At 62.6% G+C, this 15,737-nt stretch carries 10 protein-coding genes; 3 read left to right on the plus strand and 7 right to left on the minus strand.

Features of this window, described 5'->3' with window-relative positions; all coding sequences use genetic code 11:
• Window positions 1–12 precede the first annotated feature (12 nt).
• The gene (locus X750_RS156465; RefSeq protein ID WP_023686603.1) at window positions 13–1,092 is read left to right on the plus strand and encodes a serine protease; all 1,080 of its coding nucleotides are present in this window, start codon (window positions 13–15) and stop codon (window positions 1,090–1,092) included.
• Between the two features lie 191 nt (window positions 1,093–1,283).
• Complete coding sequence (locus X750_RS156460; RefSeq protein ID WP_245271820.1) at window positions 1,284–3,086, plus strand: hypothetical protein; 1,803 nt, start codon at window positions 1,284–1,286, stop codon at window positions 3,084–3,086.
• A gap of 29 nt (window positions 3,087–3,115) precedes the next feature.
• Here the strand turns inward: X750_RS156460 and amrB are convergent, their stop codons facing one another.
• The 5 genes from amrB to X750_RS156435 all read right to left on the minus strand — a co-directional run bounded on the left by amrB (window position 3,116) and on the right by X750_RS156435 (window position 11,431).
• A complete protein-coding gene (gene amrB, locus X750_RS156455) occupies window positions 3,116–4,834 on the minus strand; it encodes an AmmeMemoRadiSam system protein B (protein ID WP_023747029.1) in 1,719 nt (572 codons plus the stop codon).
• A 149-nt stretch (window positions 4,835–4,983) separates the two neighbouring features.
• Window positions 4,984–7,986 (minus strand): caspase family protein, encoded by a 3,003-nt coding sequence (locus tag X750_RS156450; protein ID WP_023704225.1) that lies wholly within the window; start codon window positions 7,984–7,986, stop codon window positions 4,984–4,986.
• A 33-nt stretch (window positions 7,987–8,019) separates the two neighbouring features.
• Window positions 8,020–8,733, minus strand: a complete 714-nt coding sequence (locus tag X750_RS156445) for a hypothetical protein (protein ID WP_023700125.1) — start codon at window positions 8,731–8,733, stop codon at window positions 8,020–8,022.
• Window positions 8,730–9,110, minus strand: a complete 381-nt coding sequence (locus X750_RS156440) for a hypothetical protein (protein WP_245260181.1) — start codon at window positions 9,108–9,110, stop codon at window positions 8,730–8,732. The genes X750_RS156445 and X750_RS156440 overlap by 4 nt, the downstream gene beginning before the upstream one ends.
• A 101-nt stretch (window positions 9,111–9,211) precedes the next feature.
• The gene (locus X750_RS156435) at window positions 9,212–11,431 is read right to left on the minus strand and encodes a caspase family protein (RefSeq protein WP_023747030.1); all 2,220 of its coding nucleotides are present in this window, start codon (window positions 11,429–11,431) and stop codon (window positions 9,212–9,214) included.
• Window positions 11,432–11,726: 295 nt separating this feature from the next.
• Between X750_RS156435 and X750_RS156430 the strand changes: the two genes are divergently transcribed.
• Entirely contained in the window at window positions 11,727–12,131 is a 405-nt protein-coding gene (locus X750_RS156430) for a Fur family transcriptional regulator (RefSeq protein ID WP_023669789.1), read from the plus strand.
• Between the two features lie 8 nt (window positions 12,132–12,139).
• Here the strand turns inward: X750_RS156430 and X750_RS156425 are convergent, their stop codons facing one another.
• Both X750_RS156425 and polA read right to left on the minus strand, forming a co-directional pair.
• Entirely contained in the window at window positions 12,140–12,628 is a 489-nt protein-coding gene (locus X750_RS156425) for a macro domain-containing protein (RefSeq protein WP_023747032.1), read from the minus strand.
• A gap of 7 nt (window positions 12,629–12,635) precedes the next feature.
• The gene (gene polA / locus X750_RS156420) at window positions 12,636–15,563 is read right to left on the minus strand and encodes a DNA polymerase I (RefSeq protein WP_023704222.1); all 2,928 of its coding nucleotides are present in this window, start codon (window positions 15,561–15,563) and stop codon (window positions 12,636–12,638) included.
• Window positions 15,564–15,737 lie beyond the last annotated feature (174 nt).

The raw sequence follows: 15,737 nt of genomic DNA on the forward strand, positions 1-15,737 counted from the left end.
GAGAGTCTCACCATGACGAAACTGACAAGCACTATCATTGCGTCCGCACTGCTATCCACCGCACTGTGGACGATGCCTGCCTTCGCCGCCGATCCCGGCTCAGCGAATGCCGGCAATGGCGAAAGCATGCGCGATCTCGGAACGGGCGACTACCAGCCCGGCCGTGCAAAGCCGATCGCGCCGCCGAAACTGACCGAAGATGAAGCCAGCCGGGCAGCGCCGCTGACCGACGAGGGCACGGCGGTCAAATCCTATGGCATCGTCGGACGTTCCGCCGATGGCAAGGACATCAAGATCGATGCCGGCGAGACGCTGAAGGACCTTGTCATCAAGGAACTGAATGCGCCCGCTAACGCACCAGCGGCCAACAAGACCGGGCTGACGGGCGGCGACGAAGCCGGCCGCCAGGTGTTCGGGGCCGACGACCGCGAGCAGATCAAGAACACCAAGACGTACCCGTTCACCGCGATCGGCTATATCGAAGGCAAAGCCAAGAGCGGTTACGGCAGCTGCTCGGGAACCCTGATCGGTCCGCGCACGGTGCTCACCGCGGCGCATTGCCTCTACAGCAATGAAGACAAGGCTTGGCTCGACGACGTCATCTTCGTGCCGTCGCTCAACGGCAACACCGCCGACGATGCACCTTTTGGCGCTTTCAGCTACGAGAGCGTCTATATCTTGCAGGGCTTCATCGACAATTATCAGGGTTACTACGGCTCGGTCATTCCGTGGGATCTCGGCATCATCACGCTGAAGCAGGATGTCGGCACCAATCTCGGCTGGCTGGGTTATGCCAACTATGAGAACCTCGGCGATTTCACCGCAAACATCGTTGGCTACCCCGGCGACAAGCCGATGGGAACGATGTGGAAGGCGACCTGCGAAGTGAAAGCCGAAAACGTCGGCGCGGAGTATTTCCAGTACGACTGCGACACCTATCCGGGATCGAGCGGCAGCTCGGTCTACGCCTATGATAATGGCGCCAAGCAGCGCGTCGTCACCGGCGTGAACGTGGCCGAAAGCCCCAACGCCAACACTGCGGTGCGCCTGAACGCCGCCAACGTGGCGTGGATCAACAGCCTGTACAAATAAGGCTGAATGATCTTTCGCCGGCAAACAGCGGCGATAACCAGCACTACCAAACCGGCGGCGGGACGTTCCTGCCGCCGGTTTTTTTGTATCGAAACACCTCTCTTGCACTGTGTTGCAGCGGTGCTTACGCTAGGCGATCCAAGGGGTTGGGTAAGATGGCGCGGGCAAGAATGATCTTCGGGGTCAAAGCGATGGCGGCTGCATCCATGCTGGCCGCACTGACATGCTTTTCCGCTATGGCCGATCAAGGCGGTGCCGCACCCGATGGCGCCTGGGCCGAGCGGGTGCAAATCCTCTATCAAAGCGAAACACGTTCGGTGCTGCGCAAGAATGTACGGGTCTGGGATTCCCACCCGGAATTGGGTCTTGATTTCACCTGGGAGCCGGCAGCCGGCGTGTCGCCGGACCGCACCGTCGCAGCCGACGGCACCGTCAACGGCAAGGGCAGGCTGGTCTGGCGCGTACGCGGCTCGGCGAGCTACGACCCCAAGACGATCTATTCCAGCTATTTCGGCGAGATCAGGAATGGCCGCCCCGAAGGACAAGGCCGGCTGGAGCTGCGTTCGGGCGAGATTCTCGACGGCCGTTGGGTCGCCGGCCAGCTCGACGGCCATGCGATCCATGTCGATGCCGACGGCAATCGCTATGAAGGGCAATTCAGGGCCGGTGTGCCGAATGGCGAGGGCAGGCTGGAGACGAAGACAGGCAAGATATTCGTCGGCTCTTTTGCCGATGGGCTGAAGGACGGCAAGGGCCGCACCCGGTTGCCCGGCGGCACCGTCTACTGGTCGCAATGGGCGAAGGGCAAGGAGATCGGCGGTGCGCGCTCCGATGTGCTGGCCGATGCCAGAGTGGGCGGGTTGCTCAAGGCGCAGACCGGCGGCGGTTCCGCCGACAAGGTCGAGATCGGCATTGCCGTCGACCAGCGCATGACGCAGCAGGCCGACATGCAGTACCAGCATCTCGTGCGCGACGAAGACATCGCGATCTATCCGGTGTCGGACCAGTACAATGATGCCTGGAACGGCACCGGAGAGATTCGTACCGGCAATGTCTATGAAGGCATGGACTGGGAGACGGCGCCGGCCTTCGCCGAAGTCGACCTCAAGACCATCGACCAGTCGAGGGTCAAGATCGACAGCCTGGAAATGAAGGTGGCCGCGAGCGAGGCCTACCGCAAGCCGATGCTGTCGATCAGCGAGCATTATGGCTGCGTCGGCTTCCGCCCCGACTTCTCGATCGTCAACAATGGCTGGGGCGACGTGAAAGACATGAAGATGTCGATCCAGTTCACCAGGACCGACGAGGAGGACAACGCGACCGGCGAGCCGAGCCGCACGTTCACGAAGGACATCGGCACTTTCGGCGACGGCGTCGACGTCTCGATCAAGAACGTGCTGATTGAAGCCGGCGTCGACACAACCACGCTCGAGACCGAGCGCTTCACTTGCCCGTCAAGGGACAGCCTGGATGTCTGCCGCGCCCAGGTGGCCAACAAGGTCAAGTTCGGCGACGTTGCCGATTACATCAGCGGCAGCGTCGAGAAAATGAGCGTGACCGGGATTGGCAAGCTCGATTATTCCTGGGCGGACGAACAGGGCGCTATCTACCAACAGAGCGAGCCGTTTCGCGTCATCGTCTCGCTGGTCAGCATCGAGGTTCCAGAATCGCTCGCCGAATGCGGCGATGGCGGCGGCGCGTCGCCCGAAGCGCTGCGCTACCAGAACATCGAATTTCCGATCGGCAAGACCGATTACAGCATCCCCATGCCGGTGCGCGGCAATAAGAATCTCAGCGCCTACACGGCACGGCTGAAAATGTGGTCGTCAATGTCGTCGATCCATCGCTTCAGCATCGCCGCCCATTTCGCCGATGGCAGCACACGCGAGAGCAAGCCGGCCACGTTCTTCTATTTCAGGCCGAAGCAGTCGCTGTTTGAAACCAGCACCAAGCCGGCGGTCTGCTATCTGCCGGAAGATATGCAAGGCTGTTGAGGTCCTGTCACGTCCTTTCGGGAATCGCGTCATTTCGAGCCCATCTCGAAAAAATTGGGCAGCGGGATCAGCCGGGCAAAGATCGTGTCCTGGCTGAACACCCTGAGTTCCAGCATCGACCCGGACGATCGTTCGGCTTTCTGGTCGAACAGGAAATTGCCGAGCGAATAGATCTCCGCAACATCGCCGCCGCCGAGCGGCAGGATCGCCTCGCTCGATACATGCGGATGACCGCCGACGATTGCCGTGACACCGCGCAGCCGCATCTGGTCGGCAAGCATCTCCTCGCGCGGCGACGGCTCCGTCTTGTACTCGCGGCCCCAATGGACGAAGGCAATCACCGGCCGCTCGGCATTGTCGTGCAGCAGCCGGTCGAGCAAAGCAGGCGTCAGAAGGTCGGTGTTCCTGGAGCCGTTGGTATCGATGTCGGTCAGCCCGACCAGGTCGAGATCGGCAAGCGCCAGCGTCTCGCCCTGCCCGAAATGGGCGATGCCGGCCGCATCGAGTGCGGCCAGCGTCTCGGCATAGCCTGACGGGCCGAGGTCGTAGGCGTGATTGTTGGCCAGGCTGACAGCGGCGACATGCAATTTCTTGAGCATGTCGATGGCGAGGTCTGCGGGCATGGCCAGCGTCATGTCGTCGATCGCTTCAGGGACGTTGGGCAGGATCACGCCTTCGAGATTGACGATCAGCGGCCGCGAGCGGGTCAGGGCCAGCACGCTTTCGACGATCTTCTCGGCAACACCGTCGCGGACCAGGATCTTCTTCATGGCGCGGCCGAAATTCACGTCGCCCGCGAAATAGTAGAGCTTGTCGTCGGGACGGGCTGGATTGTTGAAGCCGGGGCCGAAGGTGCCGAACAGCGCCACGACATAGCTGGTGGTGCGCTCGACATAGTCGCTTGAATGCGCCTGCGAGTTCTCGTTGGCGACGACCAGCGGCGCAGCACCGAACAGTTCGCGCTGCAGCCTGGTCTGGATATAGAGCGCACCGACCGAATCGGCGTGATCCGGCTGGCGCAGCGCCGCGATGCCGTCGAGCGAACCGGCGGCGAGCATGTTCAGCGTCTGCTGGTCGAAACGCCTGGCTTCGTGCTGCGGCAGATAGTGGGAGAAATCGGTGGATTCGACGATCAGCGTGTCCTTGTCGACGATCGCTTTCAGCGCCTGCGCCAGCCGGTCCCAGTCGGCTCGCTTGGCTTTGACCGACATCGCCACCGGCACGATTTCAGCTTCGGGGAAATAGTGATGCAGGAAAGGCAGCATCGCCTGCACGCCATGCTCCCTGGCGAACAGGCAGGAGTCTTCGACCATGTCGCTGTTCGCTTCCAGAAGGTGCACGGCTTCCGTGTCGGCCTGGACTGGACCGAGCACTGTTTCAAAACCGCGCGGCGTCGTGGCGAAGAGTTTCTGCGTCTCGTGGAAATGGTCCGGCGACAGGATGACGATGCGCTTGTAGCGGAAGCCGGACGCGGCGTGCAAACCGAGTGCGACGAGATCTGCGACGAGCAGGTGGTGGGGGACTGTGATGCCGGTGAGGCGTTGGTTGGACGGCTCGATTCTGGCGACGGCGGCGATGGCGTCGGTGAAGAGTGTGGGGTCGGAGTAGAAGGACGGGAAGTTTGTGTCGCCGGGCGGGCAGGTGATGGGGGCGGCAGACGCTTGAAGCACTGAGAGGATAAGCAAGGCGGTGGCAAAGACCAGAATGCTGGTCCGTGCCCAGGCACCCCCCGCTGTCCTGCCGGACATCTCCCCCGCAAGGGGGGAGATTGGATGTCGCCTCGGCTTTCGCCAATCATCAACCTTGAAAATAGATCTCCAGCAATGAAGAGACTGATCTCCCCCCTTGCGGGGGAGATGGCCGGCAGGCCAGAGGGGGGTGCCTGGGCGCCGACCTCTCACGGCTCAGCCAGCACAATGTTCTCCACGCCGCCGACATAGTAGAACGGCTTCTGCTTGGACGCGGTCAGCCGCAGCACTTCGCGCGAAATGTAGTCGGCGAGGCCGAACAGCGTCACGCCGCCGTCGGAGGTCTTGGCCCGGCCGCGCAGGCCTTCGAGGATCGAATAGGTGAAGACGCCATGGCCGAGCTCGGGCAGTTCGGCGGCGGTGTTGTTGGCAGCGGTGGCCGAGAAGACGACGATGCGTGCGTCCTGCGCGTCTTTTTCCAGGCGCGGGTTGAAGGCGTTGGCGGCGTGGCAGGTGTCGAGCAGCATGAAGCGCAGGCCCTTGGCCCGCTCAACCGATTTCTGGATGTCGCCCCAGTCGACCAGCGAGGAGCGCTTCCAGCGGTCGGGATCCTGTTTGCGGCCGTCCGTGGGGATGAAATAATAGTCTTCGTCGATGTTGATGCCGTGACCGGCGACGAAAATGATGGTGGTGTCGTTCTCGCCGGGTTTGTCGAGGAAATCGGCGAGCTGGTCGTCGATCGTGTCGGAATCCGGCTCCAGGATGCTGTCGGCGTTGGCGACCTTGAAAACGTCCTTGCCGGCATCGGGCGCCTCATCCAGCGCTTCGCGGTTGACCAGAACCAGCGTCTCCATCGCCGAAAACAAGGGCGCGGATTTCTGCGAAATCACCTTGAGGAATTCAGTGGCGTCATCGACGGGATAGCGCAGATCGCAGGCGTGGCCAGCGCATGCATCGGTGAGGAAAGGATATTTGTCGACGCCGATCACGGCGACGTAGAGCTTGCCCTTGTTGGCTGGACTTTCGGTTTTCCTGGCAAGTGCTGTGACACTGCGCTCGGTCAGATAGCCGAACTCGTTGGTGCCGGTGATGCGAATGGTGTTTTCGCCATTCTCGACCGGCACTTCGACGATGGTGCTCTTGCCGCCATCGATTGACCGAGCGGTGACATCGCCGACATTGCGGCTGTCCGACAGGATCGAAAATCCGGCGACATCGGCGCCGGCTTCCTGCGCGCCCGAAATCTCGACGGCGACATAGCCCTCGCGGACGTTGCTCTGGTCGGCGGCAAGCTTGATGCCGAATTCCGGCGGTTTGCGCTCGAGCAGCTTTTCCAGCTCGCGGTCGACGCCGGGGCGCATTTCCTGGACCGCCTGTTCGGCGCTGCGCAGGATGATGGCCCGGCGCACCATTTCCGGGCTCCAGAGATATTTCTTCAGCTGGCCGGCGCTGATGAAACGCCCTTCGTGGTCGCGGCCCTGATTGACGTGCCAGCCGATCAACTTGTCGCCATCGGCGGAGGAATAATAGTAGCCCTGCGGCATCCAGGCGATCCATTCGGAGCCGGCGAAGAACATCGACACTATCAGTTTGTGGCTCTTCAAATTCCACAACCGCACGGTCTGGTCGGCGCTGCCGGTGACCAACAGCCCTTCCTTCTCGGCGGCAACCATGGCGTTGATCTCGCCGGTGTGGCCGGTGAATTCACCCGATACATCGGCGGTCGCGGTTTTGTATTCCAACAGCGTGCCGTCGCTGCCGCCGGTGATCAGGCCAAGCCCATTGCCGATCAGCGTGTAAGCCGAATGGACGAAGCCATTGGTGGCGGAATTCTCGATGCTGTGCATCACCTTTCCGCCGCTCGCGATTTCGAGCACGGCATTCTCCAGGCCGTCCTTGCCGCCGGGGGCAGCACGGAGCGACCACTCACCCTCTGCGAGTGCCGCGCGGGCATAGGCGCCCTGTTCCGCAAACGCCACCGGGTCCTCGAAGAACCGCTCGGCCGTCGGTAGCGCCAGCACCTTGTCCAGCGTGCCCTGCAGCTCGGGACAGGACACGCGTTCAGGGCAGGGGTTGGTGTTGCCCCAAGCGATGGAGCTGCTCGCCGCATCGATCCCGATCGCCGTCACCGGTTCGCCGACCCCTTGCAGCAGCGCCTTGCGCTCGCCGGTCATGGGGTTCCAGACCTGGATGGCGTTGCGGGTGCCGCCGGCTGTCGCCACCAGCGAGCCGTCGGCATTGCCGGCGCCAGCAAAGACCGTGCCGTCATGGCCGTTATAGTCGAGCAGTTGCTCGCCGCTGTCGATATTCCAGACCGCCGAGCGATGCTTGTCGGCGCAGCGATAGCTGCATGACGCAACAAGCCGCGAACCCGTGGCGAAGCTCAGAGCGCCGATCTGGAAATCCTGCTTCGGCATGGCGCGGACGAATTTGCCGTCGCTGGCCCGCCAGAGCTGGACGTCACCGTCCTTGCTGCCAGTGGCAAACAGGCTGCCATCCAATGACACGGCGAGTGCGGCGACGCCGACATCCCGCAGCGGTTCGGCCTCGGTCGGCAAGGCGATTTCCTCAGCCTTGGCCACATCCCAGAGCCTTATGCCGTTGTCGGTGGTCGTCGCCACCAGCCGGGTTCCCGCAGCGGCGAAGGCGAGCTTTTCCACACGCCAGGAATCGGCATCGAGTTTTTCCGCCAGCGTCCAGCCCGACGCGGATTTGTCGTCCGCCCGCCAGAGGTAGACGAAACCATCGCCACCGCCGGCGGCGAGCGTGTTTCCGTCGGGTGAAAAGGCGACATCATAGATGGCATAGTCGGCGGCCTTGAGCACGGTTTTGATCTTGCCGGTGGCGAAATCGAACAGCCTGATATCGCCATAAGGGGCCTTGTCGCCGATGCCGGCGCCGAAATAACCGCCGGCGGCGATCGTCTTGCCATCCGGCGACACGGCAATCGCAAAGACCTTGCCGTCATTGCCATTGCCAAGATAGCCGCGAATGGTGCGCAGCGTCACCCCGCTCTGCCAGTCCCAGATGCGGATGGTCTTGTCGTCAGATGCGGAGACCAGTTCCTCGCCGTCCGGCGTGAAGGCAAGGTCGGTGACCCTGGCGCTGTGGCCGCCGGTGTTGAGATCGAGGTGGAAATCGAGGTCCTCGGCACCGGCGGTTGACGTTAACGCCAGAAGACCGACCAGGATTAGCCACCGGATAGCACGCAAGGGATGGGAGCTGCCCGGCACCTTGTTGCGCCGCTATTTGGAGTCGGCGGGCGGCGCCGACCCGTGACGCACATAATTCTCGATCGCCTGGGCATAACTGGCGGAACCGGCCTTGCGCTCTTTTTCGATGTAGCCGGCAAAATAGCTCCAGAACGACACCGCATAGTCGCGGAAATAGGCATCGGCGACATCGCGCGAACAGAGCTTGCCCTCAACGCAGATGGAGAGACGATTGAGGAAATAGACGATGCGATCAAAATTGTCGTTGAAATCGGCGATCGGCATGGTGCCGCCGCCGGCAGTCATCGCCTCAATGCCAATGCGTTGCCGGAAGACCCGTTCCTCGGTCGGCGACGGCGTGGCGCTGAGCAGATTGTCGTATTTGGCGTTGAGCGACGAGAGGCGCTCCTTGAGCGCGCGCTGCGCCTGCTGAAAATCCTTGCTTTCCCAAAGCTCGACCAGCGACATCGTCTGCTCGACGCGCTTCTGTTCCTGGTTTGCCAGAAACTGGAAGACCGAGAAGCCCAAGGTGAAGACGATCGCCAGGCGCACGGCGAGACCCGACCAGGCATAGATCAGCATGCGCCAGTCGCGGTCGGTGAACGGGTTGGCTTCCTTCTTGATCTCGTGACTGCTCGGCCACGGAAAGCCTTCGGTGGTTTCGGGCAAGGTCGCCGGCTTCTTGGCCGGTGCCGGCGCCGATGTGGCTGGCGATTTTTGCGTTGCAGTGCCCCCCGGCTTTTTCATCCGCAGCTGTCCAGTTGGATAATGGCGGTGGGATCGAGCACGATGCCGGGTGTCTCCAGCTTCTTTTTCAGGCAATCGAGCTGCGTGCGCGAAATCATGAACTGCACGTCCGGTTCGGCAGCCGCCTTGCTGGGTGACGGCAAGGGCTCGACCACGCCGCGCGAGGCGCAGCTGGAGAGATCGACGACAACGGCCGTGTTGCCGGTCTTGGCGATCTGGTCGTACTGGTCGAGAAAGCAGGTGGCGAGCTCGGAGTTGGTGACGATCTGCTTGGCGCACAGGCCGCAATTCTCGTCCGCCGAGGCGCTGGCAACCAGCAACAGGCTTCCGGCAAGGCCGGCCGTCGCTGCACGCCAGGAGAGCACGGGGATAGTCACTGATGTCCTCATCTGTTGCATTCAGCCGCGGCGCATAGAAGTGTCGCGAGCCGGGAATGTTCATATATCACGCCGGCAAGAGCCGGCGAAGCGATGTCAGGTCAGGCGCGGGGCACCGTCTCCATCGGGAAGATCATCACCGCGCCTTTGGGACCGCTCTTGTCGGCAAGCCGCATCACCGAGCGCGTCACCGGCGCCATGCCGATGTCGGCCAGCATGTCGGAAAAACCAGGCGTTCCCGATGCGGCACGCGTCACGGCGCGCACGCCTTCCTGGGCAAGAAAGCTCAGATCCTCTTTCTCGCTCTGCGGCGGCGCCTCGGTCAGCACGGCAATCATGCGCTCCATGCCGAAGCTGGTGTCGGTGAAGGCGAGCAGCCCTTCCTTCAGGCCCTGATCGGCCTGCTGGTTGATCGGCGCCAGCCGCTCGGCGACGATATGGGTGATCGAATAGTCGCTGCCGATGTAGAGCACGTTGATGTCGACGAACTCGTCGGACCCGTTCTTGGCCGCAATGTGTACCTGATCGCCCGGCGAAACGCGCGGCACCGTCGAGGATTCGATCGGCTCCAGCACATCGCTGTCCTGGCGCTTGATCAGGAACTGGACGCTGACCTCGTCCGGCCGGTAGTCGGACGCCGCGGCGAGCCGCGACAGGCCGGTGGCGCGGAAGATCGTGGTCAGGTTCTTGGCTGTGTTTTCCGCAAGCTTGTCGCGGCCATTCTGGTGGATGACGATGCGCGGCGGCTTGCTGCCGTCCTTCAAGCTGATGTCGCCGGACGCCGGCAGGAACCACAGCGCCGGTTCGTCGCTGGCGTTGGCGGCAGCGCCGTCCATGGATTTTTCGCGCAGCACCGCAAGCCGCAGATCGGCGCTCTTGCCGGGCTCGACCAGCGCGATGTGGAAGCCGGACTTCGGCTTCGCCACCAATTCGTCCAGAACCGAATTGACCAGCTCGGTTTCTTTATCGAGCCCTGCGGTCGGCGCCGGCTTTGCCACCAGCAGCTTGTAGTCGACTGCGAGTTCGGCAACGCGCGCATAGGCGCCGGCGGGCACCGCCGTCGGCGCAAGCGCCGGCTTGCCGTCGAATTCGACCGGTGCGAGCTGGCTTTCGAGGTTTTTTGCCAATTTCACTTCGAGATAGCCGACGGCGTCGGAGAGCTTCGACAGCGCCGAAGGCAAAATGGCGAGCTTGCTGCCGGGGGTCAGACCCTGCAGCAGCCCGGCGCCGATCGCGACATCGCCGTCCTTGACGGCAATCGGCCATTGCATGACGGCGTCGGTCTTGTCGGTGCCGAACACGCGGGCGTCCAGTTCGCCCTCGAACAGGGGCGTCGGCCTTGTGCGGCCGTCGGCCGAATATTGCTGCAGCACGGCCTGGCCGAGCTGGCGATAGGTGACGTTGGGGTTCTCGGCCAATTTCGACAGGATGGTGAAGGTGAACAGGCCGAAGCGCGGCGCGTCGGGCGTGCCCTTGGGCAGCGGCATTTCCGGCGTCGTCTCGACCGTCTGCGCGGCATAGAAGGCGACCAGCTTGCCCCTGGCGATCGGCTCTGCGCCGGTCGGCGTCAGGTTGAAGGCCGGCTTGCGGCCGCCATTCTCGTCGAAACCGCGCGATGCGCTTGCCGAGATGTCGTCATAGGCCTTCACCGCCGCTGCTCTCGCCGCGTTGTCGCCGCCGACGAGGTCGGCGAACTCGACCTTGCGCTCCAGTTCGTCATCGACTTCCGCGGCGCGCGTCGCGGTGCCCGAATGGCAGCAGTCGAACACCACCCAGACAAAGGCGCCCTTGTCGCGGATGGCGTCGAGTGCGGCGCCGACCTCGTTGTCGACCAGCGCGTTCGGCACGCCCTCTTCGCGGTTGATCCATTTGTCGATATCGGACGGCAGGAAAATCTCGTCGAGGCCGTCGGTCTCGTCACCGGCCTTGGCTTGCGGCTGCTGGGCGCCGTGGCCCGACAGATGCAGATAGACGAAATCGTCGCGTTGCACCTTGCCGGCGAGGTCGGCAAGGGCGGCCTTGATCGCCGCATGCGTCGGCGGGCCGTTGGCGCCTTCGACGTCCTTGGCGAGCAGGATCACATTCTCGGCCGAGAACTTCACCGGATCGGGCGTGTTCTTCAGGAGATAGTCGCGCACCAGGCCGGCATCGTTCTTCGGCCCGATCAGCCAGTTCTTCTGCGGCAGGTTCGGATAGTCGGTGCAGGCAACCAGCAGCGCGTGATAGGTGCGCGAGGCGGCGAGAGCGCGGAACGAAACCGTACCGGCAGCCACAAGCGCCGACGTGCCGACGAGCAGCGTCCGTCGTGTCAGTTTGATCATAATTGCTTCCCCAAGCCCGATCGAATTTGCAAGTGCGGCACCTTTCGTCGCGAATTTTGTCAGTATTTTGAATGTGGTCGGTGCCGTCAATCGGCGGTGGTGGTCATGGTGTCGATGGCGATAACGGAAACAGTGGCAAAAAGCCTGCTTCGTCGCTATCTCAAGGGAATTGAGACCGTCGCATGGCAGAAATGATTTGCGAGCGGCGCTGGATCAAACAGATAGAACATCATGTCGTCCGAGAACCGCTTCACACTTTTCGGCATCATGCTCTAAACGATCGGAAAACGGGATCATGGCGGCAAGGGATGTGCTGACGAAGAATCAGCTGAGCGTGCTCGAGAAGCTCGAGGCCGCCAGCGGACCGCTCAGCGCCTATACGCTTCTCGACCAGCTGCGCGAGCGCGGGTTCCGCGCGCCGCTGCAGGTCTATAGGGCGCTCGACAGCCTGGTGAAGTCAGGCTTCGTGCACCGGCTGGAAAGCCTCAACTCCTTCGTCGCCTGCGCCGAACCGCACGACCATACGCATTCGATGACAGCCTTCGCTATCTGCGACACATGCGGGCAGGTGATGGAGATGTCCGACCATGACGTCGACCATCGGCTGGACGAATGGGTGCGCTCGACCGGGTTTGCTGCGAAGAAGGCGGTGATCGAGTTTCGAGGGACGTGTGCCAAGTGCCTGGCTGAGGCGGCTTAGCTTGCTTCCTACTTGAGCCGAGGCGGTGCGCTATTCTCGAATTCGTTCAAGAATCTCTCATAGACGACGTACCGCGTAGGCCCAGATGTTAGCTGCTCCATAAGCAGGGGTTTCACCTCGTCGAGCCAAGATAATTTGCCAAGGCCAGACCCGATTTTTGGCAAGGCGATGGATTCTACCCGGTTTTTGTCGGCCCATTTCACAAGCCCGCGAACTGCTTTCCGTAAATAGGGAAGCGTGGCGCGATACATATCTGGCTGGGTTGCCAGATAAATGAAGCCCGACTGATTGCCGTCTGGCTCCAATGTCCAGATATGACCCCCAATAAACCTGCCGGTCCGAGCATATTTCTTGAACGCAGCCTGCACATTCGGCCACTTTTTCGAAATCTTCAGCGCAAGTCCGGTGCCAAGGCCCTCTTGATTGCCCTCTGCCACGCCTTGAGCGATATAGCTTTCCTGGGCGGCCAGCAGGTCTCCGGTGACAAAGACAATCATCGCACCTTCAATGCGCCTCGTCCCAGTTGTTCGCTGCGCGGGCATCGACATGCAGCGGCACCGACATCGAGATGGCCGGCATCGGCGCGTTCTCCATCACCCTGCGCACCACGGGGATCGTCGCCTCGACTTCCGCTTCAACCGTCTCGAAGATCAATTCGTCATGCACCTGTAAGAGCATGCGGGCGGACAGGCCGGCCTTCTCCAGCGCCTCGTCCATATGCACCATGGCGCGACGGATAATGTCGGCGGCGGTGCCTTGCAGCCTGGCGTTGATCGAGGCGCGCTCGTTGAAGGCGCGGATCGACGGGTTTGACGACCGGATCTCAGGATAGTGGATGCGGCGGCCGAAGATGGTTTCGACGAAGCCATGTTCGCGCGCATAGGCCTTTGTTGCCTCGATATAGTCGCGGATGCCGGGGAAACGCTCGAAGTACTTCTTGATGTAGGCGCCGGCCTCCTCGCGCGGGATCGACAGCTGGTTGGCGAGCCCAAAGGCCGAGATGCCGTAGATGATGCCGAAATTGATCGCCTTGGCGCGGCGGCGCACTTCGGACGGCATGCCTTCGACCGGCACGTTGAACATTTCCGAGGCGGTGATGGCGTGGATGTCGGCGCCATCGGCGAAGGCTTGCTTCAACTGCGGGATTTCGGCGACGTGGGCAAGCACGCGCAATTCGATCTGGCTGTAGTCGGCCGAGACCAGTTTCTGGCCCTTGTCGGCGATGAAGGCGGTCCTGATCTTGCGTCCCTCCGCGGTGCGCACCGGGATGTTCTGCAGATTGGGGTCGGAGGAAGACAGCCGGCCCGTGGTCGTCGCGGCCAGCGCATAGGAGGTGTGGACGCGCCTGGTGTCGGGATGGATGAAGCCCGGCAGCGCGTCGGTATAGGTCGATTTCAGCTTGGTCAGCTGGCGCCAGTCGACGATCTTGCGCGGCAGTTCGTGGCCTTCGGCGGCGAGGTCTTCCAGAAGCTGCGCGGAAGTCGACCATTGCCCGGTCTTGGTCTTGGAGCCGCCGGGCAGGCCCATGCGGCCGAACAGGATGTCGCCCAGCTGCTTTGGCGACCCGATGTTGATGCGCTCGCCGACAAGGCCGTAGATTTCCTCTTCCAGGCGTGCGGCGCCTTGCGCCAGCTCGCCGGAGAGCCGCGACAGGATCTGGCGGTCGACCGAGATGCCGCGCTGCTCCATCCGCGCCAGCACCGGCACCAGCGGCCGCTCCAGCCGCTCATAGACCGAGACCAGGCCCTTGGCGGCCAGCCGCGGCTTCAGCACCTGCCATAGCCGCAGCGCTACGTCGGCATGGCCGGCGGCGTAGGCGGTCGCCCGGTCGATGTCGACCTGGTCGAACCCGACCGAGCTTCTGCCGGAGCCCGCGAGATCCTTGAGCGGCGTCGTGGCATGGCCGAGCCATTTGTCGGCAAGCGAGGACAAAGTGTGGTGGCCGGTGCCGGCATCGAGCACATAGGAGATCAGCATAGTATCGTCGAAGGGCGCGATATCGATGCCGTGGCGGCTCATGACGACGATGTCGTATTTGGCGTCCTGGGCGATCTTGAGCACCGATTTGTCTTCCAGCAGCGGCTTCAGCAGCGCCAGCGCCTCGCGGACCGGAATCTGGTTCTCCAGCGTGCCGCCGCCGAGCAGGTCGCCGGCGCCGCTCTTGTGGGCGAGCGGCACATAGGCGGCGCGGCCGGGGCCGATCGCCAGAGAGAAACCGATGAGGTCGGCCAGCATCGGATCGGAAGACGTGGTTTCGGTGTCGAAGGCGACGGTTCCGGTCTCCTTGGCCTGGGCCAGCCAGGCCTTGAGCGTCGGCGTGTCGCGGATGGCGACATAGGCGGCGGGATCGATTTTGGCCGCGGTGGCCGTTTCCAGGCGAAGTGCGGCAAGCAGCGAAGGGGCGTCGCCGGCCTTGGCGGTTTCGGTTTTGGCTTCATCCTGTGTTGCCGCAGGCGCCGGTGTGCCGGAGCCGACATCGGGGCCATGCGCATTGTCGGCGCGCTCGACGGTGACGGCGACAGCCTGCACATCGCCTGCTTCGGTGCTGGTCGCTTCAGCAACGCGCCGGGTCAGCGAGGTGAATTCCATGGTCTTGAGAAAGCCGATCAGCTTCGGCCCATCCGGCGCATGCAGCACGAAATCGTCGAGCCCGTCGGTCACCGGCACGTCGTTCTTCAGCGTCACCAACTGGCGCGATATGCGCGCCTTGTCGGCATTGGCGATGATCGATTCACGCCTTTTTTCCTGCTTGATCTCGCTGGCCCTTGCGAGCAACCCGTCAAGGTCCCCGAACTGTTCCAGCAATTGCGCCGCCGTCTTCGGCCCGATGCCGGGTACGCCCGGCACATTGTCGACGGAGTCGCCGGTCAGCGCCTGCAGGTCGATCATCTTTTCCGGCGGCACGCCCCATTTCTCGATGACTTCGGGGATGCCGATCTGGCGGTCCTTCATCGGGTCGTACATGCCGACCGTGGGTCCGACCAGCTGCATCAGATCCTTGTCGGAGGAGATGATAGTGGTGTCGCCGCCGGCCTCGCACGCCAGCCTGGCATAAGTGGCGATGAGGTCGTCGGCCTCGTAGCCTTCGATCTCGATGCAAGGCAGGTTGAAGGCCACGGTTGCCTGGCGGATCAGACCGAATTGCGGGATCAGGTCTTCGGGCGGCGCGTTGCGGTTTGCCTTGTATTCCGGGTAGAGATCGTTGCGGAAGGTTTTCGACGAATAATCGAAAATGACCGCTAAATGCGTCGGCACAATGCCTACATCGGTGTTGCGGGCGTCCTGCATCAGCTTCCACAACATGTTGCAGAAGCCGGAGACCGCGCCGACCGGTAGCCCATCGGATTTGCGGGTTAGCGGCGGCAGCGCATGATAGGCGCGAAAGATGTAACCGGAGCCGTCGATAAGGAAGAGATGATCGCCTTTTTTCATGCCGGCAGGGATAGCGCGGCGGGACGGCGCGGTCCATGGCAAAGGCGGGCTTCCAACAGGTGTTGCGGCGACATGCTGACAGAGCCTGCCTGCCGATAGGCCCTGCTGCTGTTTGCCTCGGCGCTCACGGCGATGTTACAAAAGTGTAATTTTTGTGCCCTTGAAACGCCACGA

Source organism: Mesorhizobium sp. LNJC391B00 (assembly GCF_000502535.1).
Taxonomy (GTDB): domain Bacteria; phylum Pseudomonadota; class Alphaproteobacteria; order Rhizobiales; family Rhizobiaceae; genus Mesorhizobium.

Coding starts and splice junctions, on each gene's coding strand:
- X750_RS156435 (WP_023747030.1), bottom strand. CDS start 11,431: ATGATCAAACTGACACGACGGACGCTGCTCGTCGGCACGTCGGCGCTT.
- X750_RS156430 (WP_023669789.1), top strand. CDS start 11,727: ATGGCGGCAAGGGATGTGCTGACGAAGAATCAGCTGAGCGTGCTCGAG.
- X750_RS156425 (WP_023747032.1), bottom strand. CDS start 12,628: ATGATTGTCTTTGTCACCGGAGACCTGCTGGCCGCCCAGGAAAGCTAT.
- X750_RS156445 (WP_023700125.1), bottom strand. CDS start 8,733: ATGAAAAAGCCGGGGGGCACTGCAACGCAAAAATCGCCAGCCACATCG.
- amrB (WP_023747029.1), bottom strand. CDS start 4,834: ATGTCCGGCAGGACAGCGGGGGGTGCCTGGGCACGGACCAGCATTCTG.
- X750_RS156460 (WP_245271820.1), top strand. CDS start 1,284: ATGGCGGCTGCATCCATGCTGGCCGCACTGACATGCTTTTCCGCTATG.
- X750_RS156465 (WP_023686603.1), top strand. CDS start 13: ATGACGAAACTGACAAGCACTATCATTGCGTCCGCACTGCTATCCACC.
- polA (WP_023704222.1), bottom strand. CDS start 15,563: ATGAAAAAAGGCGATCATCTCTTCCTTATCGACGGCTCCGGTTACATC.